Origin of the sequence: Vibrio sp. Vb1127 (genome assembly GCF_033338735.1) — a bacterium.
Taxonomy (GTDB): Bacteria; Pseudomonadota; Gammaproteobacteria; order Enterobacterales; family Vibrionaceae; genus Vibrio; species Vibrio alginolyticus.
Genome location: NZ_JAWOTF010000022.1, coordinates 26,423 through 53,250, shown reverse-complemented (window position 1 = coordinate 53,250; position 26,828 = coordinate 26,423). Strand labels below are relative to the sequence as shown.

24 protein-coding genes are annotated in these 26,828 nt (G+C 40.3%); 14 read left to right on the top strand and 10 right to left on the bottom strand.

Going from position 1 to position 26,828, the window contains the following annotated elements:
• Positions 1-126: 126 nt before the first annotated feature.
• Positions 127-636 carry a hypothetical protein gene (locus R7H07_RS20415; protein ID WP_213899629.1) on the top strand — a complete coding sequence of 170 codons (510 nt, stop codon included), beginning with the start codon at positions 127-129 and terminating at the stop codon, positions 634-636.
• Between the two features lie 635 nt (positions 637-1,271).
• On the opposite strand, the gene R7H07_RS20410 is transcribed toward R7H07_RS20415, so the two are convergent.
• From R7H07_RS20410 to R7H07_RS20395, 4 genes are all read right to left on the bottom strand, one after another.
• Positions 1,272-1,583, bottom strand: coding sequence for a hypothetical protein (locus tag R7H07_RS20410; RefSeq protein WP_025767076.1), 312 nt, complete (start codon positions 1,581-1,583; stop codon positions 1,272-1,274).
• 74 nt (positions 1,584-1,657) lie between these two features.
• A complete protein-coding gene (locus tag R7H07_RS20405; protein WP_077284301.1) occupies positions 1,658-2,179 on the bottom strand; it encodes a hypothetical protein in 522 nt (173 codons plus the stop codon).
• A gap of 15 nt (positions 2,180-2,194) precedes the next feature.
• The gene (locus tag R7H07_RS20400; RefSeq protein WP_077284299.1) at positions 2,195-4,810 is read right to left on the bottom strand and encodes a DNA topoisomerase; all 2,616 of its coding nucleotides are present in this window, start codon (positions 4,808-4,810) and stop codon (positions 2,195-2,197) included.
• A 2-nt stretch (positions 4,811-4,812) separates the two neighbouring features.
• Positions 4,813-5,418 (bottom strand): transglycosylase SLT domain-containing protein, encoded by a 606-nt coding sequence (locus R7H07_RS20395; RefSeq protein ID WP_025633990.1) that lies wholly within the window; start codon positions 5,416-5,418, stop codon positions 4,813-4,815.
• Between the two features lie 118 nt (positions 5,419-5,536).
• Between R7H07_RS20395 and R7H07_RS20390 the strand changes: the two genes are divergently transcribed.
• Positions 5,537-7,780, top strand: coding sequence for an ATP-dependent helicase (locus tag R7H07_RS20390; protein WP_025633991.1), 2,244 nt, complete (start codon positions 5,537-5,539; stop codon positions 7,778-7,780).
• Positions 7,781-7,979: 199 nt separating this feature from the next.
• Here R7H07_RS20390 and R7H07_RS20385 read toward each other — a convergent pair whose 3' ends face one another.
• Genes R7H07_RS20385 through R7H07_RS20360 form a run of 6 tightly spaced genes read right to left on the bottom strand, consistent with a single transcriptional unit; the run spans position 7,980 to position 11,699 of the window.
• The gene (locus R7H07_RS20385) at positions 7,980-8,756 is read right to left on the bottom strand and encodes a TfoX/Sxy family DNA transformation protein (RefSeq protein WP_025633992.1); all 777 of its coding nucleotides are present in this window, start codon (positions 8,754-8,756) and stop codon (positions 7,980-7,982) included.
• Between the two features lie 6 nt (positions 8,757-8,762).
• Positions 8,763-9,641 (bottom strand): hypothetical protein, encoded by an 879-nt coding sequence (locus R7H07_RS20380; protein ID WP_025633994.1) that lies wholly within the window; start codon positions 9,639-9,641, stop codon positions 8,763-8,765.
• Positions 9,638-10,258 (bottom strand): DotI/IcmL/TraM family protein, encoded by a 621-nt coding sequence (locus R7H07_RS20375; protein ID WP_025633995.1) that lies wholly within the window; start codon positions 10,256-10,258, stop codon positions 9,638-9,640. Before R7H07_RS20375 ends, R7H07_RS20380 begins: the two co-directional genes overlap by 4 nt.
• The gene (locus R7H07_RS20370; protein WP_025633997.1) at positions 10,255-10,944 is read right to left on the bottom strand and encodes a DotI/IcmL family type IV secretion protein; all 690 of its coding nucleotides are present in this window, start codon (positions 10,942-10,944) and stop codon (positions 10,255-10,257) included. The genes R7H07_RS20375 and R7H07_RS20370 overlap by 4 nt, the downstream gene beginning before the upstream one ends.
• 9 nt (positions 10,945-10,953) lie before the next feature.
• Positions 10,954-11,331, bottom strand: a complete 378-nt coding sequence (locus R7H07_RS20365; RefSeq protein WP_025633999.1) for a hypothetical protein — start codon at positions 11,329-11,331, stop codon at positions 10,954-10,956.
• A 5-nt stretch (positions 11,332-11,336) separates the two neighbouring features.
• Positions 11,337-11,699 (bottom strand): hypothetical protein, encoded by a 363-nt coding sequence (locus R7H07_RS20360; RefSeq protein WP_025634000.1) that lies wholly within the window; start codon positions 11,697-11,699, stop codon positions 11,337-11,339.
• 708 nt (positions 11,700-12,407) lie between these two features.
• Between R7H07_RS20360 and R7H07_RS20355 the strand changes: the two genes are divergently transcribed.
• The 12 genes from R7H07_RS20355 to arr all read left to right on the top strand — a co-directional run bounded on the left by R7H07_RS20355 (position 12,408) and on the right by arr (position 26,466).
• Positions 12,408-14,030, top strand: a complete 1,623-nt coding sequence (locus R7H07_RS20355; protein WP_025634005.1) for a hypothetical protein — start codon at positions 12,408-12,410, stop codon at positions 14,028-14,030.
• Between the two features lies 1 nt (position 14,031).
• A complete protein-coding gene (locus R7H07_RS20350; protein ID WP_025634006.1) occupies positions 14,032-16,746 on the top strand; it encodes a type IV secretion system DNA-binding domain-containing protein in 2,715 nt (904 codons plus the stop codon).
• A gap of 59 nt (positions 16,747-16,805) precedes the next feature.
• Positions 16,806-17,882, top strand: a complete 1,077-nt coding sequence (locus R7H07_RS20345) for a DotH/IcmK family type IV secretion protein (RefSeq protein ID WP_025634007.1) — start codon at positions 16,806-16,808, stop codon at positions 17,880-17,882.
• A gap of 12 nt (positions 17,883-17,894) precedes the next feature.
• Complete coding sequence (locus tag R7H07_RS20340; RefSeq protein ID WP_025634009.1) at positions 17,895-19,535, top strand: DotG/IcmE/VirB10 family protein; 1,641 nt, start codon at positions 17,895-17,897, stop codon at positions 19,533-19,535.
• 52 nt (positions 19,536-19,587) lie between these two features.
• Positions 19,588-20,943, top strand: a complete 1,356-nt coding sequence (locus R7H07_RS20335; protein WP_077202321.1) for a hypothetical protein — start codon at positions 19,588-19,590, stop codon at positions 20,941-20,943.
• Complete coding sequence (locus tag R7H07_RS20330) at positions 20,940-21,347, top strand: hypothetical protein (protein WP_025634011.1); 408 nt, start codon at positions 20,940-20,942, stop codon at positions 21,345-21,347. Before R7H07_RS20335 ends, R7H07_RS20330 begins: the two co-directional genes overlap by 4 nt.
• Before the next feature lie 2 nt (positions 21,348-21,349).
• The gene (locus R7H07_RS20325) at positions 21,350-21,736 is read left to right on the top strand and encodes a hypothetical protein (RefSeq protein ID WP_025634012.1); all 387 of its coding nucleotides are present in this window, start codon (positions 21,350-21,352) and stop codon (positions 21,734-21,736) included.
• Positions 21,737-21,811: 75 nt separating this feature from the next.
• The gene (locus R7H07_RS20320) at positions 21,812-22,219 is read left to right on the top strand and encodes a hypothetical protein (RefSeq protein WP_025634014.1); all 408 of its coding nucleotides are present in this window, start codon (positions 21,812-21,814) and stop codon (positions 22,217-22,219) included.
• A 793-nt stretch (positions 22,220-23,012) separates the two neighbouring features.
• Positions 23,013-23,219 (top strand): hypothetical protein, encoded by a 207-nt coding sequence (locus R7H07_RS20315; protein WP_077202320.1) that lies wholly within the window; start codon positions 23,013-23,015, stop codon positions 23,217-23,219.
• 530 nt (positions 23,220-23,749) lie between these two features.
• A complete protein-coding gene (locus tag R7H07_RS20310) occupies positions 23,750-24,580 on the top strand; it encodes a tyrosine-type recombinase/integrase (RefSeq protein WP_077202319.1) in 831 nt (276 codons plus the stop codon).
• Positions 24,581-24,583: 3 nt separating this feature from the next.
• Positions 24,584-25,660 (top strand): IS91 family transposase, encoded by a 1,077-nt coding sequence (locus R7H07_RS20305; protein ID WP_077202318.1) that lies wholly within the window; start codon positions 24,584-24,586, stop codon positions 25,658-25,660.
• A 374-nt stretch (positions 25,661-26,034) separates the two neighbouring features.
• A complete protein-coding gene (gene arr / locus R7H07_RS20300) occupies positions 26,035-26,466 on the top strand; it encodes an NAD(+)--rifampin ADP-ribosyltransferase (RefSeq protein ID WP_077202317.1) in 432 nt (143 codons plus the stop codon).
• Positions 26,467-26,828: the final 362 nt, after the last annotated feature.

Genomic DNA, 26,828 nt, shown 5'->3' with positions numbered 1-26,828 from the left:
TTACCTTCTTTTATCTAGGCTACTTGGTACTAAACTCTACACGAGAGAAAAGTTTCAAACTTTAATGTCCTCCGACAATATCACGAAGAAAAGAATCGAGAGAGCCAACTTTTAGCAGCAAGAGCATTGTTACCTCAAACTCTGTCTGACTTAACTAAATACACAACTGAGATGGCTAGCTTCTACACCGAATCAATTGAATTTTGGAAAGGTATGCCGAAAAGAACAGGTAAGAAGCCTGTACCACCGAAACTAGATTTGGCCAATACAACAGCCATATTCACAAAATGCATGGAAAACGCAGACATAGATGTTGTTCTGGTAATGGCAAAAATACTAAGTAAGACTCAGTACTTATCCGCTAGAGTAGAAAATGAATATGAGAATAAGCAGTCGAGCCGTAGGCCTAGTTGGAGAGAAGATGCGGAATATCAACTAGTTGAGCTGGGAGTATTACAAGCTAAGGTAAATAGAATGTTTGATTATGGTAGATATTTGCAAAGCAAACTTGACCTCTCCGAATTTAAAAGTGATGAAATAGCCCAAGGTCTTTTAAACTTAAAGATTTCTCGAGCCCAATACCCAAATGTGTATAAGAAGTTAGAGCACACGGACTTAACATTTTTGTCTAAATAATGTACACACCTTAAGAAGTGTGTACATACAAATGGTTTAGTCTCTAAAAAACTCGACTAGATACATTAACCCTTTGATACATATGTGTGGATTGAGTTTGAATACCGAGACCATTGCTTTCCATACTCTCATAATCAGATAGATAAACCTTTGTGGGTACATATTAATCACCATTAACTATTGAACAAGAAAATTGCCAAATAGGCTACTGGTGATCTATAGTCTCGTGTGTCAGGTGTCGAGAATGATACCCAGCAGCCATAATGAGTAGTTGCAGCTACTCGATTTGGCTTCTCTCTTAAACCCTGCCTATGGTGGGGTTTAAGTGATTTTGAGCTCCAGTTTAATATCACGAAAGAAACTAAGCACAGCTACTATTTGCTTCCATGCACTGAACTACTTGAGCTCACGGGTATCAAGATAGTGCGATAAAAAAAGTTTATCAAGGTGCAGTTCGAGGATCATTTGTGGATAAAAAGCAAAATTCAAAATATCAGTCAGTGAACACTAACTAACTGAATAAGACCCTGTCTATAAGTCCAAATTACGGTTTGTTAATTCGATTTAGAAATAACCGCACCTAAAAATATTTATCTTGACAATTAAGAAACCACCCAAAATATAGTTGTGCCGTATTAACTACCTTCAGATGGGGGGCTCACTCTTTTAAACATAAAAGGATAAGTTCTTAACGCATCCCCTTTTCCTACATTTGGTCCACTCACTTCCCAAACCCCTGCGAACTCACTCGGTTCCTCGACCTTTAGGTAGTTATTCGGGTTTTGTTCCACATCATCTTTTGAACGTTGCGAAGGTGTTGGGAGGAAGTGAGCAAGCTTGCGATTTTCAATCTTAGCCGGGTTCAGAATAAACAGGCTACCGCTCTCATCTAAGTAACCTTCCACGTTCCCAATGTTTGTTTTTAATATCGTAGTCACCTTGTGCATAGATCTTCCTAGTTAGTTGATTTGCCAATACTGATAATGTCCTCCAGCATTTAACACCATTAACTCTAAATCTTCTATCCTTGGATATCTTCTTTAAATTCCCATCTCGGTGAGAATCGGAACTCTACCGACCAGCAATCTGAGGAGATAATGAAAGCTTTCCATACAGCTAAAGGGTATTGGCCTGATGCTCGGAAATTATTCGTGAGGTTATTTCTGACGAAACGGATCAATCTATCAATCTGGTCTTCGCTTGCTGTGTCGAAGCTAAGCGTAATAGAGAGATTGTCATAGTTAGGTATGTCGGCAGAACCTCTAAAGTCTAAATTAAGCTCGTCTACAAGTAACTTTAGTTCGGTTAAGAAGCTTTCGAACTTTTCCTGGTTGGTCTCCGCAAAGACTGACTTGGCGAACGCAGAGATATTAGTGTGATTGTCCACTAATAAATCTTCCCCATTAGCATGGAGAAACCCTCTTATCATCGGGACTAAATCATCCGGTGCTAAAACTTTTTGGTCATTATAAAAGTCAGAAGTTAGGAACGCCTGTTTATACTTTTCGAGAATATTATACTTTTCGAGAATATCATTCATCATATCTACTTGAACCCCTTATTTTGATGCTGTAGCAATCATTGCTTTCATACGGCTAAGTATGTTTTTTGCTCTTTCGTCATTTTCTAATTCACTAGCAGGAACCCTAACGTTTAGCTTTTTGGCCAGCTCGTTAATAGCAGCAATAGTCTTTTTACTTGGTTTCTTAATACGTTTTGCCTCTTCTACATATTTAGATAGTAATTTGGCGTTACTAATCGCTTGAGAAGGAATTTTCAGGCCAGTCTTCGATTCCAACTGTTTTGCGTAATCAAGAAACTTTTTAGATGGAGTACTTGGGACATCATCTTCGTGAGCTTTTATAAATTCTAGAGCTTTACCAAAGTCAGTCATTTTAAGCGCTGGCGGCTGGATCTTTTTGAAAGAGCATATTTGTGAAATCTTTCTTCGCATAGCGTCAGTTACCAACCAAGGGTGCTCTCGTAGCCATTGCCTCGCTTTAGCCTCACTTGCTAAGGCCTGTCTGGGCATTGGTAGTCCGAGCCCTTTACAACGCTTCTGAAGTTTATCTTTGGTTTGGTTTGAAAGTGGCATGTTAGGATTCACACCGTCTCTTGGTGTTTTATCAAACAGGTTTTTATTCAGGAAACCTATTAGCTTTTCAGTATTTTCAATTTGAGTGTTTATAAATTCCAGAGACGCTGCTTCTGCTTCTCGTTGAGGGAGTTTACTCATGTCAGAAAGTTTGAGTTCCCATTTGGCAGTAGTACCAGGGCTTTTATATGAATCAGGTAGTGCCTTATACAATTCAATCCCTTTTGGGGTGATATCAATCGAAGGGTTTTTACCCTTGCTAGTATACGCTACGAACTCACGCATTAAGATAGTTGCGATTTGAGTTGGCCTAGTAGCTGGTGTCCCAATGCCTTTTGATTCTTTGAGTGAATTCCTAAGAATAGGATTAGGCTCGAATTTTGCCGCATGGTACATCGCAAAAAGTAGTGAGGCCTCAGTGAAGAGAGGGGGCTTAGTTGTAGTAGACTCCTTTAGCTCAACATCTGGAATTGAAACATTGCTTTTGTCTAAATCGTTTAAGCTGATAGTTTGGACGGTCTCTTTACCTTTAAAGTAATGTTCCCACCCAGTTTCTATACAAGATCGCTTTGTGATCTTGAAACTAGATACCGGTTCTCCAAAAAGCCCATGGGTATCGAATTTTAAAACCCCTTCTTGAACTAAATATTTTGATGGAGGCAAATGTGCTTGCAAGTAATGCGACGTAATTTCTTCAAAGACCTGAAGAGCTAGCCCCTGTAGCTCTCCTGGTTTAGGTATAACAACAGGAGCTAGAGCATCGTGTATTTTATCTCCTGGCGTATAGCAGCTTGGTTTGAAACTTGCGCAGGTATCGTCTTGTCCCGTTTGAATGGCAGCGACTTTAAGGGCGGCTTGGCCAAATTGGTCCCATTTTGCTAGTTGAGTACATTTGTCGGCAATATCCCTAGGATTGTAATCTTTGTCAGAAATCTCTTGTTCTTCACCTCTTGGGTAAGTGATAAAACCAGAATCGTATAGGCGTTGTGCTGCATTGAGGACATCAGTGGCACTAGCGTTGCTAATCAGACTCTGTAGTTTGGTCAGTGATAAAGGCTTTGGTGGGGCAGAAGTCGCCATACTTTCATTTATATCTAAATCCAATATGCTCGCTTGCTTAAGCCTTTCCGTAAAATCCATCATAATAGATTTGTCGATATAAAGAGGTTTAGGTCTATTGTTTATGGTTAACTCCTCGACTTCTTCCTCAGACATATCAGGCGATATTTTGGATGCTAGATTTTTTTCATCCCACTTTACGCCAGGGATAGGGGAGTCATAGTCGGAGTCTTTTATCTCTGGAAGGTATCGGCCTTCAAAACTTACAGCGCCGTTACACCTGATCAGCGGTACCGGACGAAAGTGAGTTACAGATTTAAAGTTTGCTCTTTCTTGATGACGATGGTAAGTAAAACCTACAACAGTCGACTGAACTCGACCAACAGATGTCGTTGAGCTTTTCTTATCCCCTGAGCCTAGGTACTTTCCAAGCATTCCCCTTCTTGAGTAATAAGTGTAGGTGGCAGTTAGAACCATGGCTGCGTAATCTGCCATACGACGACTAGACCCAGCTAAATATTCGCCGTAGTATTGAGATGCATCGACCATTTCATCGAAAGAGGTTTGTATTGCATCCTTGGATAACCCCTTTGTTAACCAAACTCGTTTTAATGGGCCATCGTATTTAAGGAAATCTAAAATGCTACGGTATATGACTTCACCTTCTCGGTCTGGGTCTGTAGCACCAATGACTAAAGTCGCTTTGTCGACATACTGTTTAAGTAATTGGATTCGCTCTCCTGGTTTTCTTGCCGGGTATCCGTCACGAGCTGGTATGTCCGGACAAACTTTATAAGGAACCTTGCGAGGGATGCGTTCGTGAGTACGAGGATCGTTCCAACTGAAGTTCTGTATTTGCTCTGTAGGGGGAGACAGTTCGAGGAAGTGACCTGCGGCATACCAAAGGATCAGTTCTTGCCCTTTGTAGAAGCCTGAATATAATCCACCTTGCTTTCTAAGATTCAAAGCTGATGCGATCTTTTCAGCTTGAGAAGACTTCTCTGCAATAGCGACCCACATGGCTATTCTCCTAGTTTATTGACTGCGTGTATTCGGTGAGAAATCCAACGACCATACTCAGATTCAATATCAGCAAAGTGCTTCATTGCTTTCAGGCGGTACGAGTAATGAAAATATTTATTGTCTGAAGTTGCATATCGATGGTAGTTAGCGAGGCCTTTAAAAATGTCATTCGTTGCGTTTAATCTTCTGGCCAGAATGACACCACCAATAAATAGATTTGCACATACATCATCTCTGACGTCTTCCCAGTTTATAGTCACACCAAGCTTACGAAACTCTTGATCCCAAACCTTAGGGTTAACTTGTATTATTCCTAAATCACCAGAACCGTTCTTGGCTTTCTGGTCAGCTCCTGGCCAACCATTCTCGCTTCTCATGATTGTACGTATGTATTTAGGATGTATATTGTTTAGCTTGCTAGAGATTAAAGTACACTCTTCAATCTCACCTTTGTAAGTAAGAAGTAAATCTCGTTTACTTTTCCACGGCATGGCTTTGTACAGCCCCGTGTCGCCATGCTCTATTACATATTCGTAATAAGACCTTTCCGGTTCTTTAAGTTGCTCAAGACCGTCAGCTGCTGTTACACCCAAAAATTCAAACATAGACGCAATCCTCCGTTAAATGAAATATATCATTTAGCAACAAAAAACAATAGACTAAAGTTGACTTTGAGGTTGAATTAAAATACCATATATAAACACTTAAATGGGAGGGATGAGAATGAAATTAACCGCGAGTCAGTATGAAGGAGTCAACACGACTGGAGTACCTTGCATGATTAATGCGGGGGCAGGTAGTGGTAAGACTCGCGTTATTGTGGAGAAGGCCGCGACATTCATTGAGTCAGGCTTGGAACCCTGTCGACTTTGTGCCATAACCTTTACCAAGAAAGCTGCTGCGGAAATGTTAGAGCGTCTTTACTTACGTATAGGTATCAAAGCTTATCAAGCTGTTATCTGTAACTGGCACTCCTTTGCACTAAACCAAGTCATAAAACCTGCCATCAAAAAGCAACACCCATATTTTGTAAAGTGCGGTTATACATCGAGTGACTTAGTTATCTTGGATGAAACTGAGTCCCTTACACTAATAAATGAGTCAGCTAAGAAAACATTATCGAACTCAGACTATGAGTTCTTAAAAGAGCACGGTGGTGCAAAGTATGTTCAAAACTTCATGGGGCTATCCTTGTCCTATGGTCGTGGTCCTAAGTCTGAGTTCGAGCACCAGTCCAAAACCAACCCAAATCTGACTTTTGATGAGAAAGCCTTGTTAAGCCATTGCGTTTGTATCTGGAAGGTCTACTACAGACGAATGATTGAGCTGAATGCTATTGATTACGACCACATTCTCGTCCATGCGGTAAAAATTCTCACACATGATGTAGGTTTTAGAACCTGGTTGCAAAACCAGTTTAAAGCAGTACTTGCCGATGAGCATCAGGATGCTAACCCAGTCCAAGGCTTATTGTTAAAACTTATTGTTGGTCAAGGCAATAACCTAACTATGGTTGGTGATGAAAAACAAAGTATTTATGCTTTCAGGGCTGCAGATGTCGGTCAGTTACTAAATGCTCAAAAAGAATTCGGAGACATGAAGATTGTTCAGATGGGAGAGAACTTTCGATCAACTGAACAAGTTGTAAATGTGGCCAATGCTATTGCTGACTTAATGCATGAAGACCAAAAGGTTACAGACGGACATATGATAGCAATGGCAAATATTCAGGGTGATAAGCCAATTGCCCGACAATTTGCCAATGACAAGGATGAGGCAATTACGACAGCCAATGAGATTAAACAGGCTATCGAATCTGGTGAATTAAAACCAGAAGAAATTGCCATTCTGTATCGTTCAAAAGTAATCAAAGACCCAATTGAAGCTCAACTTATTGAGCATGGGGTAGAATACCGAGTTGTTGGCGACAAGGATTTCTTTGATAGTAAAGAAGTAAAGGACTGGAGTGCATTCCTACGTTTCTGTGCTAATGAGAAGGATGTTATGGCTGCTTCACGTGTCATTGATGCAGCAAGCCTTAAAACTAAGGGCGTAACTATGCGCCAAAAGCTCATTGATAAAAACCTAACAGTTATTGAATACTGTAAGTACATGACCACGTATGGAACTGTAAAATCTCAAGATAGAAAGCTTGGATTTGCCTCTTTGTTGGAGTGCCACTCAATTATCAAAGAAGCATTGTTCGAATGCGGTTCAATCACTGACTTAGCAAAAATAAATAACTATGAACTTAGTGATTCTGAACTGAGAAATAAGTGGGGAGAAGTACTTTCTGGCTTAGAGGAAGGTTTGCATCAAATCTGGGTCGAGCTGTTCAAACCCAAAATTATAGATAACGCTAAGAAGAAGTATAAAACTCAAGAGATGACAGCAGAAGTAATCTCAGAAGTTAATAAAAGAGAGCAAAACGTCATTACCTTAACAAAGCGCCTTTTTGCTTTCACTGAGGTTCATGGACACTTACATGATTGTATCAAAGAACTTAACATGCTGGTGGATTCTGGTGAGCAAGGGGCTAGTGCGGTTCAGTTAATGACAGAACACGCTAGTAAGGGCTTAGAGTTTAAGCGTGTATATGTCATTGGCTGCGAAGAAGAAGCACACTTCAAAGGTAATGAGAAAGACAATGTTCATGAAGAGCTTAGGCTATTCTATGTGGCCACCACTCGTGCAGAAAAGGATCTAATTTACTCATATGCACAAAGGCGCTTAGTTCACGGTGAGTTCAAGACACGGAAACCTCTACAATTTCTATGCGCTCTTCCAGTAGACCTTCTTTACTGGGAGTCTTCAATATCACCCAAAGTAGCGTATGAAAAAAGTAATAAAGAAACCACTACAAAACGAACAGGAAATCCTATTCAAATGCTGGCTAGAGGACAGTTACCACACCCCAAGCTAACAGTAGAGGTAAAGGAAACTAGAATCGAAGGATTTAAAATATAGGGTTAATGAGGGAATCAGCACTTGTAGTATGGTGAACGATACCTAGCTAACGTCACCATATGTTTTGTGGAGAATTACATACATTCAACATCTATTGCTGTTTGAAACTAACTAATAAATAGAGGCCTAATGAGCGACTGGTTACCTTGTAACTGATGGTTTAATTGCATGTCGAAAGAAACTAATGCAAGGTTATTTTCTAGCTGTAAAACATATAAGTCAGAGGGGCGTATCCTCTAATTTTGGCGAAAAAATTATAAGAATCAACTAAGCGTTGTTTGGTATCGTTAGATAAGTAAGGAACTTGAGTATCCTCTCTTAAGCAATGTAGCTGAAATAACAAGCGTACCCCTTTATAGCTCTTCGAGTTTCCACTTTTGATCTTATGGAACAAAACATTTAAGTCTGCCTTCCTTAACTCTGATTGCTTATTTATACCGATATCTTTTAGTGACTTAAATATTGTAGGACTGAGGCTAGGCATTGCCGATATATCTAAATCCTCACTTTGTTGTTGTTTTTTTATTGCTGCATTTAGCATGATCTTTAACTGCATTATTGTCTCCACAGCTTGCTGATCTGATACTTTTTCTGAAAGATAGCGCTTCATAAGAAGTCTTGAGGATCTAGAGCTATTGGGTACAGAAATAGGGTACTTTTTACATAGATAAAACCCGTATGATTCGAGTGACTCTAGTAATGGGGAGTCTGTTTCTTGTGGTACATAGATATTGAGAACACCCTCACGCTGGTTAGCTATCATGTATCCACAGTAAGTGAATTGAAACTCGCCAAATGAAGGTCGGCTAAAGACCCCTTCAATTGGCTGAAAAAGGTCTCTATAGTAGTTTGGAGCTTTTGCCAACGCTTTTTTAGTTTTTGACTTTCCTTTGCGTGATTTATGTAAATTTTTTTGCAACAAAGACGGTTGAAAGTTTCTCGGGTTAACTTGAAGCTCTTTATTTTGACTTTTCATGTTCACTCACTCGATATCGCGTATTTTGAAGATAGAAACAGGGAACTCTTTGTTGAAAGCAGATTCTCTGATCATCTCAACTTGCCACAAGGTGGGAGAAGAGACAGAAACTTTCTCCATCGTATAATGCATCTTAAGTTGGTAAATCCAGACAGCGCGGCTACGCATAACGCCGCTGCCAGGTACGGCTTCACGCTGAGCTATTGCTTTGTTCAAAAGTTTAATAGAGCTTGTGTCTACGTGGAGTAATGCAGAAGTCTGGTATTTCTTCATTATATTTATATAGTTACTTGCTCTTAGAAGCTCAATAAATATGTCTTGGGTGTCTGTTTCAGAGTCCAAATGGTTGGACTTGCACCTAGACAGTACTGTTGCTGCATTTAAGTAGTTCATTGAAAAACAGTCTTTAAGGCTATCAACTAGATATTCACGAACTAATACTTCTGACTCTTCTTCAGAGTAAGTTTCGCCAGGGTTTCTTTCTTGGTCCTTAGTCGGCAAGATATGCTTATCTGTGGGTATTGGGTATACAGCAGTATCACTTGTCGTTGATGCAATAAAGTAGTTTGTTGAAGTAATCTTTGTGGTATCTATGAACAGGTTCAAGGCGTATAAAAATGCAACAATAGCTAAGAAAAATAAAACCAGAGCGTAGTATGGAGATCGCTGGACAGACTTAAAATTGTCATAGATTAAATTATGACGTTTATCTGTTTCAAACACGGCATCGTGGTTACGGTTAACCTCGCTGGAGGGTATTGATTGGCAACTAAAGGTATCCCCTTTAACAAAGCTATCCTCAGTAGACTTCGAACTTTGTCTTCCTGTTAACGGAGTCTTCCCCAAAGCTGTACTAATAAAATTGAATAGGTCTTTAACGTTCATCTAAAAACCACCCTGTCGATGAGTAATGAACTTGCGTTATCCGCTCTAGGTTCAGGTAGAACTGTGTAGTGAGCAATGAATGAGGTTGTTTGGTCTCCTGATACCGATTGGACTGTTACCATTATCGGAACCTCAACTACCCAAACTAAAGGCTTACCAGGTTTGTTCTTTAAGGTAACGATAGGATCGTAAGGAACAACAACGTTAGCCTTACCTTCTGACATAAGAATCGCCTCAATCATAGGGTCAGTAGGATAAACATTGAACAGTGATGTGGCGGCTATTGGCGCAAAGTGCTTTTCAATACAGTTGGCATAATCGTTATCGCGTTCACCGTTCATTAGGTGTTGAGCGGTTTTATAATCGACGGTATAGCATGAGCTCACCATACGACGAAGAAACCTGACAACCTTCTCGTCTGTATAGCGTGGGTCACGTGATACAAAGGCCCTTGTGTAACCACCATTACCATCAGAATAAAGAAAAACTCTATCCGGGTTCCCTAATAGTTCTTCATTGAATTCGGAAAGTTTAAAAATAGCTAAAACAGATAAAACGATAGCAAGCACAAATGGCCAGTCGAATTTAAGTATGCGAATAAGTCGTGGAATATTCATAACCAATCAACATCCCAATTAGAAGAACTTATGATCTTAACTGCACTTGCCCCCTTACCCTTTGGCACACGTTGTAAATCAAGCCAGAAAGTTACATTAGCGGCCTGGTGCCTTTGATTCTGAATAGCCTCGAGCTCAGTTTCAGTTGCGTCTTTAACCTTCAAAGATTTTTTCATAATCTTGCCCTGAACTTTAACTCGCCATACCCAGTAGGCATCTTTTGTGAATCTTCCATCAATTTTCCCGTCAACTGTGCCACTGTATTCCATAAAAGGCGCTCGGGTAGGGTAAAACTCAATAATTTCTTTATTAGAGAAAATGGTTGATAAAATTTCTGCTTCTTGAACTGCGCTTGAGAATGACTTCCAGCCAGAAGTAGTAAAGAATAGTAATGCTGATTCTGTCATAGACAATTCATAACTATCGAAAGATAGAGAGAGTGTGTTGTACATAGCTTCAGTTACAAAATCCATAACTTCAGAGTCAGAAAAAAGACGGTCACTTAATGGGACCTGAGGAACTATTCGGGTAATGCCCTTATCGTTGTAAGTGGGGATCTTGTAGTAACCAGATTTATTTGTTGTAAGAGTGTTTAGTGCAAACTCTAAGAAATAGATAATGACCACCAGCACTACGAAACCAGATAGGAGCCCTCGATGATTCTTAATTACGGATGAGCGAAACATATCCTTCCTCTAATCCAAGTTACCGATGCGTACAGGCTTGCCAGTAGGCTCAATCCTTGCGTCATGGGAGGTAGCGCTGATATTTATTCTTTCAAGCAGGTAAAAATTAACCAGCGAACCAGTCAATAAAAGCAGGGTGAGGCCCCACGTAATTGAAGTCAGTGCAAGTAAAGCCTTAGTTGCTCTATTTGCAACATAAGGGTTTCTATTGACACCCAATTCAGCCAATTTCACACCCATTATTCTGCGCGCTGGTCTTGGCTTTATACTTGGTATCTTTTCTAGGCGGCTTCTGACTTCTCCTGGGATGGGAGAAGACCCTGCATGGATAATTAACTCGGCAGATTGGGTAACTGATTTAAAGCCAACAGACTCTTCGTTTTCCATTACATTTATCCTATTAGTTGTAACCTTTCTATTTCCTTGCGCAGATAGGAAAATTCAACACCATCAATCTCTATCGTTTGTTGGTATGACTGGGTTGAGCTTTTAAACTTTTCTAAAAGCTCTGTTAATTCAATGGAATCTGTAGAGATTGATGAGTTAACAAGGAAGCAGCGATCGAGGGTGTCCAACTCTGGATGGTTACTATCGACAATAGAGACAAGAATACTCAAAACAGGTTTGTAGCTATCAGCCGAAGATAGTTGTAACTCAGCAACACGGCGTCCATATTCGACATTCGAGATAATGCATAAAGTTTCTTTTTCTTTTTGAGAAAACAAAATGACGTTGCTTCCTAACAGTGACTCCAAACTACTACTACCTATGACATATTTTATAATCACAAAAATATATGTCTTTTACGGATGAAAAGCAATGCCATATTTTTGGTTGTTTGGTTGTTTGGTTGATTTGATTTTGAGGGTTGACCGAGATGTTAGATTTGGTTGTTTTCGTTTAGCTAAAACCATTCCATCCGTTGATAAATTTGCTATGATGTGAAAAATATATGCCTTAAATGGATTAAAAGCAACGGTGCAAAAATGTTAACTTTAATATTTCTACAGTATCTTTCATTACTCTTAATGCCTGTTTCAGGTGGAGTTTCTCTTCTTGCTCCGGTACTTAGTTTATTCGTCACATATATCGGAATGTGGAAACAGTTCAGAACGATACATCCAGTACTTAAGTCACATTTAGTAGGGCAAGCGATTGTCGGAGCTTCGGTCATATTTTGTGTGATCAGTATCGTCTTAACCTTCGAAATAACTCAAGCTATGCAATCGTTAACAGCTTCCGACAAGAACTTTTCGGCAAAAGTTTTAACGACTTTCGGATGTGTTGTCTTCCTCTATTACTACTTCGTCATAACCGTAAACTTTATACTTCATCGAAAAGGTCTAAGGGCACGGCTTGTGTTACCCATTCCATTGACCAAAGGAAAGTATGATTCTCTAAAAATGATTCTTAAAGAGCGACGTATTGATGACACAAACATAATTTTTAAGGATTCCTAAGTTATGAGTCAGCGTACGCCAGAAAAAGAATCAGAGTTGAATGCTTCAGTCGCCCTAGCTCTAGCATTAGCAATAGGTATGGGTTACGGGGTTTACGCGCACTTTTTCCACATACTTGCTTTTGTGTGGAGAATGCTAAAGATAGCTCAGATGTTTACATTTTTTGCTTTTGAGAACCTCGTGGTTGTAACTACCTCTTGGCTAACAGGATTTCAAGGATGGGGGTTTAAGGAGGGGCTATATCAAATATTAGAATTGCATTATACGATGATTACACCCGAGTATATTGGAGCTTACGACTCTATTTTCGGAAATATACTTAAATGGCCCTTCGCTTTAGCTCTGATCTACTTAGGTTGTAAAGAATATTCAATACGCTCTAAAACCAGAAAAGAACACAACGTTGAATCAATGATACGGGCTGCTTCCAAGGTTCATCCTCATTTAAAACGTATAGTACCGCCCAACTTCTACGATAAATTGATGGGATATTCCATTGGCTGGATGTTTCCTAAATATAAAGAACGTTTAGAGGGTGAAAACCCTTGTGACTATTCACATGATTACAATTTCGAAAATCGCTCTGACTATGAAAACCGATACGCTATGGGTGTATCTCCTTACGAAATGCTCACAGCAAATCCTCCTTTGGGTGTCACATTAGATGAAATAGAACGTGACAAAGAAATGCAAAAAGAAACGGGGTTTGTTAGCAATTTTAGGCCTATTTGTTACTTCTATTACTGCGAGAACCCGAAAGACTCAACAATAGAGTTTTGCTCTCGAACAGCGACTATCAGCTTAGAGAGGCTTCTCCTCTGTCCTTTACCGCAACAACTACATTCGGAAGATAAACTAGCACGGTTGTTTGATGATAATGGGAAAACCATTCCAATTGAATATGTAGATAAACAGGGTAATGAAGCGGATAAGTTTAAGAGAGGAGGAGCGATAATAGGTGGCTTTCGTCCAACAACTTTATTGAATGATGGCGTCCCTTACGCTGGCAGTATCGAAGACACAATACTTTTATTTAACGGTATTGAAAGAAAGGTTCTTACACAGCTTAAGGAAAAAATGGATGGAAAGACAACCCGTACATTCGAAGAAATCCTCTATGCAATGGTAACAAAGAAGCATGCTTATTCTACTACTGTAATCTGGGCGTTGATGCTTCTCTTTAAAGATGTAAACCGTATTGCAGGAAACGAGTTTACTTGGGTAACTAAGCATGACCGAAATTTAGGAATGGTATTGCAGTCTATCGGCAGAGAAACACCTTTCTTAGAAGCAAGTGGTACTCGCTCGCATTTTCTTATGGAAAGAAAAGCCGGATTTCGAATGACAATTCCAAGTGTCCTAGGAGCAGTGCAAGACCTTCACATTAATGCAGAGAGAATATTAACAGCAGGTAAGAAAGGAGAAGACCTCCTGAACATGGATGAGGATGAATTTAGTAGATTATTTGATCTCAGCGAGATAGAGAAAAAGGCTGATGGCCGAGAGAATGAGGCAAAACAGATTCTAAAGTCACTAGGTGTCGATATAGAAAAGGATGAGAAAGTCTTCAATGACCCTTATGAGGATATTCCTGAGTTAATGAAGCAGTACAAGGAAGTTGATTAGTATGGCCAGTTTTAAGAAGCAGTCGGTTCTAAACACAAACCCTGAACTGAATAACCCAGAGCTCTTTCATCGTGATTCTCGCACTATGTGGATGCGAATACAGTCAGCAGTAAATGTGTCATTTCCTTTATTAATTGCTGCATGCGGGATTGCTTTGTTTATGTTCCCTCAAAATGGGGACTTTATTTTTGCATTTGCAATTTGTCTGAAGCTTACAAACTCAAGAGAGAAGCATGAATATCCTTTTGACGCGCCGGAGTGGGAGCAGTTTATTTCAAAAAAGGAGTCGTTAAAAGACGCAGTTAAAGCTGGCCATCTTATTCCCCAGCGTAAAAGAGGAAACGGTACATTAATATTCGGGTTTGAATTTTTTCTACGTAGGTTACTCGTATCCAACCCGGATATGGAAACAAGACATACACTCGTCATGGGCAGTACGGGCTCGGGTAAAACTGTACTTATACTGACATTGCTATTTCAAGCACTTCTCCAGCCAGGAGGAACATCAGCAGTCATAGTTGATGGTAAGGCGGATATAAAATTGTTTTGGACAATTTTCGCTATCTTGAAACGATTAGATAGACTCCACGATTTGTTGGTTCTCAATTTTCTGACTCCCATGGACTCCTTAGATACTACTAACATGCACGACGACGATCGCATTTCGAATAACATGAATATTCTAAATGCGGGAACCCCTGACCAGATGAAGACTATAACCATGGGGTTAGGGCGTGAAACGGATGGAGGGGATAGCTCTTTTTGGGAAGGTCGTAGTTCTACTATGATTGGGGGAGCATATCAGTATCTTGCTTACGAAAGGGATGTGGAAGGCTTAGATTTAAACATCGAAGTGGTTCGAAACTTTCTTGTCATTAAAACTATGCTCAAAAAGGCAGCGCGAAAAGATGTGCCTTTAAAGTACCGACAACCACTCCAGCAGTATTTAAAAACCTTGCCTTCTATTAGTGATGCCATATTTGATATGACTGAGGAACAGATAGACAACCTTGATCTTAATAGTAAAGCAGATGAACAGCACACATATTGTGTGATGATGATTAGTGAAACCATGGCTGACTTGAGTGAAACCATGGGGCATATATTCGTGACAAAACTTTCGGAAGTAAATATGACGGATGTATGCTTAGGGGGGCGAGTATTATTAGTTCTGCTTCCTTCCATTGCCAAAAACCCAGATTCCGTTGCAGCATTGGGTAGGCTTCTATTGCAGGGATTACGGCCTATTTTAATGAGAGCTGCTGGCTATAAGCTACAAGGTTCTCGAATTACTACAGTAGACAATAGACCTTCCAGTGCTAGATATCCTGTACGACTTTTCTTTGATGAGTACGGAATGTATGCGGTTAAAGGTTTTTACATGATTGTTGCCTTGGTTCGTTCATATGGTTTTCACGTTCTTTTTGGAGCTCAGACAGCCGGAATGTTCCAGAAGGTTTGCGGCCGGGATGAATATGAAGCACTAATGGGCAACTTAAACAATAAATTCATTCTTAAAAATGAAGACCATGGTGAATCGTTACAGTTGGCGCTTGGTCGAACTGGCAAGGTATTTGGTTCCCGTCAGGATAGAATAGAGAATAATTTGGCTGGGGCGGTCCATGATAACGATGATGTCCGAGTAGAAGAAAAAGATACTGTAAACGCTAAGATGCTTGCTAGTGCTGAACCTGGAGAAGGCTTATACATTTTTGGTGGTGATGTATACCCATTCCGAGCATTAAAACTCGACTTCCCAGATGTAGAAACTTCTCGTTTGAACTATTTTGCTCAGGTGCTTGAGCCTTCTGACGATGAGGTAGAAACGGCTAAGAGGCAGCAGTTAGTAAAATCCAATGAATATGTTCAACAGGCCAACGATTATATCGATAGCAATGTCGAAATGTTGGAGTTCTTAGAGCTAAAAAATAATCTAACTGAAGTAAGAGCATTAAACCTCACTGAAAACATCTCTAAACAAATGATGATGGCTATTGGTTTAGGGATAATTAAAGAAGACGCAACGTTGATAACGGAGAGCGCCATTGAAGAAGTCGAAGAAATACGACCTGAAGAATCATCAGTAGATGTATTCGATGAAGAGCTTGTTGGTCTTGCACAAACAGATGCTGAAGTACAGATTATGGGCTCTATGGAGGCTTATAATGAAGAAGTTTCAGCCTTTAATGATGAGCTCGATTTTAATGACTTTGAAAACACCTATAGTGATGAGGATTGGCCAGAAGAAGAACACGATTTTGATTCAATTATGCAGTACAACAACTTCTATGCCGAAGGTCCCTTTGAGCACAGTACTAGCGAAGAAGTTGTTTCGCCACCAGCATATTTATCCACTCAAGATTTAGGTACGAACGAAGAGACCTCCGAAGTAGACCTTGCTAATTTTGACAATGATGCATACGGCGAGTTGGATATCGCTTATAACAGTAGATATGTTTCATCTAACCTATCAGATCCATTTCTTGAAAGCGCTCAGGAGAACAATAAAGGCACTATCTCTGGTACTACTATAGATATAAATTTGTTAGCTGGTTTAGATGAGCCTAATGCTGAAAGAGCCACAGAGGCGGCGATCAATCAAGTCAAGGACATATTGGAATATCCTAAAGAAGAACTCCAATCAGAGCCTCTCGGCGACGAAGAAGTCAGTGATATTGTAGAGAAAACACTACAATCGTTAGGTTTGTCTGAGTAGGGTTGTTTTTAATACACAAATGAAATATATTTACGCTTGTTAAACTTCAAGGATTACCAATGCACTCAAGAAACATCTCCTCTCTGAAAGCCTATTTCCGCTTAACAGTAAGTGCGGTGGTGTTGTCATTGTCGGCGTTTTCTCAAGCTAATCAAACTAACCAAGTTAGTCATGCTGCAATTGCGGATGCATTGTTAAAGAAATATGGAAGTATAGAAAATATATTGATTAACATGCGTGAACTTGAGGTGTATGAACAAAATGCAATTCAGACGTACATAACAGATCTAGAATACTCGAAACTCCAGAGTAATTACCAAAATAGAGACAGACTTGAGATACTGAGGGCTGAGAATAAAAAGAATGACATCATTAAAAGTGAGAAAATGAACTCCGACCCTGCTTTTATTGAAAGGATGCGTAAAATAGAAAGGCAGAGGCTAATTGCAGAAAATAAACTTTTAGTAAGGCCCCCGGAAAGTCTAATTGATACGATTAAATTCGATCCTTCACTACCTCAGGAGTTAATTTTGCAGGTGTACCCTGGCTTCCCTGGGTCTATTTCATTTTTCGACCAGACAGGAGCTCCTTGGCCTATTGTATATGTTAAGCTAGGAGCTCAGGGAGCCTTCGAGGCTGGAAAAACACCCGGTAACGCATATAGCTTGGAAGCTCGTTTACCTGGAGTAACTCATTCGGGCTGGTTTCAGCTGAAGGGTTTAGATACAACTATTCCTTTCATGATTAGTTCTGAAAAAACAGATTACTACAATTCTCGAAGACAAGTGATCATTCCACTAATTGGCCCGAACGCCAAGCCAATACAATACCGTTCTACTTCAAGTGTAGATCTTGATAAAGCTGGTCCAGAATTCTTTTCTTTTCTTTCAGGTACGACAACAGGTGTGCCTGGTGCCAAAGAAACTAAATTGCAAGGAATCAATGGCCAAGCCTATTTATATAATGAATTTGTTTATATCAGAACAACAGCCATTTTAAGAAGCAAAGGTAGCTCTTTGGTAAGAGAGGGAAGTGTCGGTGATTACAACCTTTACAAGCTTTACCCCCGTTCATTCTATTGGTTTAGCGATGGTCGACAGAAAGTAAAAGCGTTTGTGGATACAAGTGAACTATAAGGCTTCTCACCGATGAAATTAAAAAAAATAGCAATCGTTGTAGGTTTGTTTGTAGTAGCCGCCGGAGGGATTGGATACGCAATCTATATGGCTTCCAATCAAGTTACAGAAGACCTTTCGGGCAAAGGTGATAAAACAGCGGGTAGACCTGTCGTTAAAACTGACGATGTGATTAAGAACTCAACTGATGGGACAATCAGTGTTCCTGAAAATTCACCTATCGCTAAAGAAACCGAAGAAAGGGAGAAGAACGCGCGTAAACAGGCTGCTACTAATGGCGAGAGCCATATCAGTAAAACTCGCGTACAAGAATCAGCAACGGGACCAGATACAAAAACCGAAGTTGACAAGCCTAAGTCGCAGGAGGTTGATCCCCTGGGGCAAGAAGTTAAGTCTGGCAAAGATGCTGAGTCTAAAAAGACAAATTCAGATACAGAAGAGAATAGTGCAGGTAGAGACGTAAAATTACCGTTGCCTAAACAAGATATAGAAACTTCAAGCCAGCTAGAAGATCTCCGAAACGAACTAGCAACGACTAAAATGAGTTTAAAGGCTCAAGAAATAAAGAATCGAAACGACAAAGCCGATGCTGAGCGACAGCGGTTGATACAATTAGAAGCTGAGCGACAAAAAAAGATATCAGAAGGTGCACAAGCATTATTTTCAGGTCTCCCTTACGCACCAGATACAGGCGAAAAGTACAAAATCACTTATAGTAAGAAGGCTGACATTTATAGTAAAACATCACAGTTCGTTTTTGACCCGAGTGATGCAGAACAAGAAGTGGCCTCAGCATTGTATCGTTCTGATGGAGGTCAGACTCAAATGGGGATTCATCCTAATTATTATAAGAAAGAAAACACAGTTGGGTATACGGACAATGAAAAAGAAACCTCTAATGAAAAATATAGACAGCCACCAGTTGAAGTAGACCAAGAGTCTATAGTATTTGATGCAGGTGAGTTGGTTTATGCCCGTACCACCTTGCCTATCGACTCAGACATTCCAGGCCCAATCAGAATTCGTTTATTAACCGGAAAAGCAGAAGGTAGTATTGCGTTCGGTGAAATGGAGCTTATAGAACAAGCTCCAGGTGTTGCCTTAACTGTAACGTCTGTTATTAGAGATGGGAAACAAATCCCTGTAAAAGCTTGGGTATTATCTGCTGAAACTGAAAAGGCGCTTATAGAAGGTGAAGTAGACCACCATTACATCCAGAGGTTTGGTGGCATGTTTGCTGGTTTGTTTATGACAGGTTTTTTGGATTCACTCATTGATACGACAGTGACAACATCAAATGGGGAAACAACAACTTCGACAGGTGCGATTGATAATACGAGAGACAGAATTGTTTATAGTATCGCCAAAGCTGCACAAGGCTTTTTACCTATCCTATACGATAATGCGAGAAGACCTGTTCAGGTAGAGATACCGAAAGGTCAAACTATGTACTTATTGTTTGAGAATCAAGTACTAGAAACGGATGAAATTCAAACTCCGAATCAGAGCGATCTTCTCAAGATGATGGCGGAGCAAAATAGACTAACAGAAGTTAATTCCGAAGAAACTGACCTAAGCTCTGAAATTCGCAAATCGAATATTGGGCAAAATGTATCAATCCCGAGTGACAACAAAACTCGTTTATGGAATTAATTTAGATCTTTTATATAATACATTCTTCAATTAAAAACAAGGAGCGATCATCATGAGCGATAACGAAGCTCAAGACGCAAATGCTGGCAAAGCGAATAAAAGCCAAAGCAGCTCAGCAAAGCCAAAAGTAAAGTTACTCGTTTATGTCGTAGGAGCTACTTTGCTTGTTGGTGGTGCTAGTTTAGCTGCACATAAAATGGGTTTGATACCAGATTTTGGAGGCCCTTCCAAAGTAGAAGAAATACAAAAGCTAGAGAGAAATCTTGAGCGTGAGATCACCGCTCTCAGGCAATCATTGCCTGAACTCATTAAGACTGAAATAGATGTGATTACTAAGTCTGAAGAGTTTGGTGCTATCACTGAATTACAAAGACAAGAAATCGCTCAATCAATCATTACTAAAATAGACATTCCTAGCAAAGTAAAGGATGAATTTGGTAAGCAAAAAAGTGAGATTGTGAAGTCAACCTCGAAAGCTGCGTCACAGAATATTACACAGACGATCAGTTCGACCTTACAGCAACAAATTGATGACTCAATTACAATGAAATTGAAGCCATATCATCAATTTAATTCTGCTCAAGAAACTTTTAACGTTAGTTTAACCAATAGATTGGATAAATTGGAAAGTGATGTAAATTCATTTGAAGGCGAGTTTGCTAAATTAAACAATAGCCTTTCAAACGGACATACGAAAGCAGCGCGAAGTAATGAGCGTAAACGCTTAAAAGAATTCAACGTTGTGGATGAGATTGCTGAGGGGGTTTTTGCTGTACGTGCACCAGATAGATCCGATAACTCTCCACATTACATCACTCTTTACAAAAGTGAGCCGTTCAAATCAAAAATTGGCAACCATAAAGTCACCAACATTAAAGGTGAGGGAGAAGACGGAGTTTTACTTATTGGCAGCAAATACTTTATTGATAAAGAACGCCAGGAGTACACGCCGACTGAACTAGCCAACCTTCGACGCTCTCAGCAGTCTAAAAAGAAAGTTGTAAAACCTGCTAAAGAATCGATTAGAAAGCCAACGGCAGTACAGGTTGCTAAGACTACCACCCAACATATTGGTAAAAATACAGAAGTAAATAGCAAAGTAGTACAGCCAACGATGGCAATAGCATCTAGCTCGACTGTAGTACAGCCAATAGAAGCGCCAAAAATGGTAGTTCCAAGTACGGGAGTAACATACAAGGATGGGCGAATTCTTCTTCCTGACTACGCAATGATCACTAAGTCGCAGGACCTAAACAGTGCGCTAGTCGTAAATCTTACCAAGACCTCTGGCGAAAGAACTATTTCCGTAGAAAAAGGAAAATACTACGACTTCATTGGAACTGTTAGAGAAATCTCGGCTGACGGAACAATCTGTTCAGATACTTACTGTATTGGAGCGCTTCGATGAAAAAGTGGTATTGGATGTTTGTTTACACATTATCCAGTAGTTCATTCGCTTCAGAAACGCATAACTCCACCATTGCAGATGGCGGAATAAATGTAATTAAACATGTTCGACTTTGGATTGCAGTTCTCTGGAATTTGAGAGCAGTACTTGGCCTCGGTCTTGTCGTGTTTGGTTTCATCGGTTGGTACAAAGCAAACAAAGCGGATAATGATGTTTCTGTTCTATGGCCAATATCCTTCTCAATAGCTGGCGCATTATTAACTTTCCACGGTGGTTTAGATCTAGTGGGTGAGGTATTTACCTTTAGTGACACAGTGGACCCTATAACACTCGACTCATCTGGTCGGGCAAACCTCTCTTCTAACACAACTTATATCTTCGATGAAGGAGATAGCACGGAGTAACTATGAATAAACTAACGAAATGGTCCGGTGCCCTGGGTATCGCTCTAGCACTAACCTCTGTAACTACGATGGCAGCCAATGAAACAAAGCTAGAGCAAGCTGCAAAAAACGTGGATGCAATTTCAGCTGCAGGTGGTAGTGCTACATATACCATAGGCTTATGGATTGGTATTGCAATGATTGTCATTAGCCTTGCAACCTGGGCATGGAATAGCCGAGAAAGCTCACCACAAAGTAAGGGCGTAGGAAAATTCGTTTTAATCTGTGGTATCGCAGGGGCCGCTTTGACTTTCCCTAGTGCTTACATAGCAATGTTCGGTGAGGCTGCAAGCATCTCAAGTGCTGATGAGTCTGTTGATTATCGTGACCTTCAAAACGTAAACAATTAGATAAACATTCACAACCCCACTATCGAAAGCGTTAATAGATCGTGGGGCTAATTTTTTCATCTACAAGGAACAAAAATGAAGAAAATACTACTTATGGCATCGACATTATCAGTTATTACTGGCTGTGCTAATCAAACCGAACTAGGTGAACCAACAGTAGAGAGCCCATCTTACCAATATCCTGGCATATCAAAGATATTATCAATTGATTATTTCGAAGTGGATAAAGGGACATCAGTTGCTCTTACGGAATATTTAGATAATCAAGATAGGTATTGCTTCCAATGGGTTTCGTCAGCAAAGAAAGTAAATGGTGAAACAACAAATGAGCATTCAATAGAAGCGAATATTTCTGTTCATTGCGGAGGATACGAGATTAGACAAGTTGATAATAAAGGTGGTGATTACGTTTCTACCGATATAAGAACCGTTAACAAGTATAAGAATCGTGAAGGGTTATTCGTTCAAAATCTAGAGATGTAACATTTATTTTATTAAAATTCTAATCTACCAGTTTTACACTAATGCGCGCAACACGGTGATGAGCAGTCAAAACTCTCCGACCCAAATATGCCCATGAAACAGAGAAATTTAGAAGTTAAGAAACGGCTCTTTCTTTGGTCATACTCGCTCAAGTTAACCGCATTTCGCATTACCTCGAAATAATAGGGGTAATGCGAGTTTCCTATGTGGCCTAAAGTGCCAAGTCTGCCGATATAAGCAAATCTAATCAAAAACAAGTTGCTATATTGATCCGCTTTGCTATTGTAATTAGCAGAGTGGGTATTCAGACCGCTTGTTTAGCCGACCTTTGGCGAAGACCGCTTCGAGTCATCTGAATTAAAATCTTCACTTACTCAGTATGTTTTTCATTCTAGAGTTCAGTGAGTCGGCCATTGGATTCTGATAAGTATGGAAGCACATGTCGGTGGACAACAAAGTTTGAAACTCGAACAATAAAGATTAGAACTATGACAATAAAGTACGAAACTTTTCGGTGCCATTTGTCGTAGTTTGCCTTCTTCTCTGAGACGATTTTGCCCCATTCCTTCTCTGCGCGAAAGTCTACTCACAATTTGTGATTGTACGTTTGCCTTACTTGTAGTTATTCGAGGAAGTGTCGAAGTAAGCTTTTTAAAAATCATACGTCATTTTGCAATCTAATACCGATAACATCTCATTAAACTATTGATTATTAATTGAACTGTGATTGAAAAGGCTGCATGATAGGACTATGAAAAGCCGTATAAAATGCGTTATATGCGAAGGAGGATATATGACAAAGGAAGTTGCCGATAAGTGCTATATCGCATTAGGCATTGCTGCTGGAGATAGTATCTATCAGTACTTTTTCCGTACTGAAGAACCGTTTAATTTCTACAAGCCAATATTTATGTTCATAGTCGTTTTCCTTATTCTCATTACATTAAGCTTTGGCTTGAGGTTACTTAAACGGCTCATTTCTGCTCCTAAACGTGTTTAGAACGCAGTAAACCTTCATAAGAATAATTTGGTCAACAGGCTGTTGACTAAATTCAGGACAGCTCATTTGTGAAGCAAATTGTTTCGCAATTGACCAACAGGCTGCTGGACAAATCCCACTGCCCAATTTTGCAAGAGGCTCTTACAAAAAAACGAGTCAACACATTTATGCCCCAAAACAAGTCTAGTCGAGCGTCGCAAATGAGCGATCAGCGGACGGTGAAAAATGTTCAGCTGATACCGTTTTTATATCCAAAATCAACAAACTTCCCCCATATTCAGGTAAATGAGCAATTTGCGCATTTTTGTCCTTAGACCACGTCATTAACTTTCAAATATTTTCATAGCTAGCAAAAGGTTAGCTAATTTGATAAAAACGTATGAACCAGAAAAGTGAGCTATTACGTGGTAGAAATATGCGCGATTTGCACACTATTAAATTGTTGAACTAAGCCGCTGCGCGGAGTCGCAAACATCCCAATCAACGACCACACTTACCTTGAGATTTAACCCATTAATCTGGAGGTAACAATGAACTCTCTCATTGAACAAGTCGCCACTGAAATTGAACTCATGGGCTATTCACAACGAACTCGCGAGACCTACTGTGGTTGCTTACAGCGCATTGAGAACTATTTCAGTAAATCCTTAGCGCAAGTCACGGATGCGGAATTGAATCACTATTTTAATGAGCCTGAGGTGCGCCGATTAACCCGAGCGAGCCAATTGGTGCAAATTAATAGTGTCCTCTTCTTATTCAAACACATACTCCACCGGCCGTTGCAATTAGCCATCACTTTACCCAAGCAACGGCATAAGCCACCCCAATATTTAAGCCGACAAGATATCCACTTACTGATTCACCATTGCCAAGATTTACGTTTAAAAACCATGATAATGCTCAGTTATGGCTGTGGATTACGCTTAAATGAATTAACCCACCTCAAAGTGGCACAGATTGATGGGCAACGTAAAACGGCCTTTATTGAACACGGCAAGGGCAACCAGTCTCGTTATGTGGTGATTCCTGAGACGGTATTGCATCAACTCCACGTGTACTGGCAAGCCTATCACCCCAAAGAGTGGCTGTTCTATTCTCGCTGGTTAGCCTCCCAACCTCTCAGTAGCTCCACCTATACGAAGGCACTGAAAAAAATCGCCGCACAGCTTGGGCTTAAGGATAAAGTGAACGCGCATCAGTTACGCCATGCCTATGCCACGCATCAATTAGAGGCAGGGATGCCGTTGCATCAATTACAGCACCAGCTTGGGCATCGCAGCATTAAAACGACCGAGTGCTATCTGCATTGGTTGCCAGAGCTTGGGCATGGGGGCGTTGATTTACTAGCCAACTTGCAGTAACGCATGCCACCGCTTCATCTGGCGGATATTCTCAGCCAAGGATTACCGCATTACCAACAACAGCACCGATTAACCCGTCAACAATATCAAGTGTGTGCACATATCTTGGCGTGTAGAACAGGACAACTCGGTTATCAACAGTGGCGTTGTGACCAGTGTGGTCATGAGGAGCAATTTAGTTGTAGTTGCAGAGACCGGCATTGTCCTCGCTGCCAAGGACAAGCCACGCAAGCTTGGATTGCCAAACAAGCGATGTCACTGCTACCTTGCCCTTACTTTCACTTAGTGTTTACCTTACCGCATGAACTTAACCTAATCGCACACTATGCACCTAACGTGCTTTATCACTGTTTATTTAAGAGCCTTTGGCAAACACTCATGACATTCGCTGCCCATCGTCATCAGGGTCAACTCGGCATGACTTGTGTGTTGCATACTTGGGGGCAAAACCTCAGCCAACATATTCATGTGCATTGTTTAATCCCCGCAGGTAGCCTCAATCGACAATCGCAGTGGCAACCTATCACTAAAGGTTATCTCTATCCTGTTAAGGCTTTATCCACTGTGTTTCGAGGTAAAATGATAGCGGCACTCAAGGCACAATCCATAGCGCTACCGTCATTACCCGCCACTTGGTGCGTGTACAGCAAAGCCTGTGTCTACCCACATCAACTCTTGCACTATCTTGCACGTTATACCCGCAAAGGTGCCTTATCTGAATCACGATTAGTGAACTATAACGCCAGTCGTGTGCGCTTTCGTTACAAGGATTATCGTGACAACAATAAAACCAAATTCATGACCTTAAGTATGGATGAGTTCATTCGGCGCTATTTACAACATGTCCTGCCTAAAGGCTTTATGCGTATTCGCCATTATGGCTTTTTAGCCAATGCTTGTCGTAACAAGCGCATCCCCCTCATTCGAGCACAGTGCCGTGATTTAACCGATAAAATCGCCATGGATAACGTGGAAACCAAACTGCATTGGGTTTGCTCGCACTGCCATCAAGGGCAATTGATATTCGTCGCTATCGTGCTCCCCTTAACGCAACAGATAAGAGGATTGGATTCAAGTTAAACAATGATGACGTCAAACCATTTACGCAAATATTAGACTGAATGCCGCCTGATAGACTGGCGCTTGCGTGTGTAAAAAATACACTTGCAATTAACCAGAAAAGTAACGTAAATTAAGACCATTAATCGACTGAACGACAGTGACAATGGAATGCAATGATGAAGATAAATCGGATAACGTCATCAATCATCCTCAGGCTTAAAAAAGCAAATTCCATTAGCATAAATGATTCCAATACAGTGATTCACAAGTCGCCGTCCGTTCAACAAATGATTTATTTACACTCATGTGTAAATAAATACTAAAACGTTAGATTTCATGTTAGCTATAATTTCGCAATATTTAGTATAAAAACCATAACTAGGAAAAAAGATATGACTGAGAATGCCCAAAAAAATGCAAAACCTTTTTCTCAAACGTTTTTTCATGGAACCAAAGCAGATCTTAAATTGGGAGATCTTATAGAAACAGGGTTTAATTCAAATTTTGGACAAAATAATAAGGCTAAGTATATATTTTTGACAGCTACACTAGATGCTGCCATTTGGGGAGCAGAGCTTGCCCTAGGTAATGGTCGCGAAAGAATTTATTTGGTTGAGCCAACAGGTCCAATTGAAAATGATCCTGACCTAACGGATAGAAAGTTCCCAGGGAATCCAACTATGTCATATCGTTCAATCCATTCATTTAAAGTTGTAGGTGAAGTATCAAGCTGGCAGGGTCATTCAATAGAGCAAGTTAAAGCAATGAAAGATGGTTTAAATAAACTACATGAACAGGGCATTAACTCTTTAAATGAAATCTAACAAGTCGGTGCACATGACTGCTAACACGTCACTCGGTTTGCTCTGCCTTCGGCAGTTTAGCAAACTCTTCGTGCCTTAGTTTGCGCAGCATGTGACCTAGGCGTTAACAACGTCCGCAAATGGCACAGAGCCGTTGGTCGGCTCTAACTCATTTCTGTCCAAAAGCGAGTTTCAAACTTTGTTGTCACACTTTCGTTGGATAGCCACATTGATTGAATCTAAGTGTCGATCTTTATTGTCAGTATTGGGTTCTTTTAGCCACGATATTAACGCACTTCGGAAATAGAAAAGTTTCAAACTTTAATGTCCTCCGACAGTAGATAAAGGTGTTTGGGAACTTTGCGGAAGTGCCAAAGATAAGC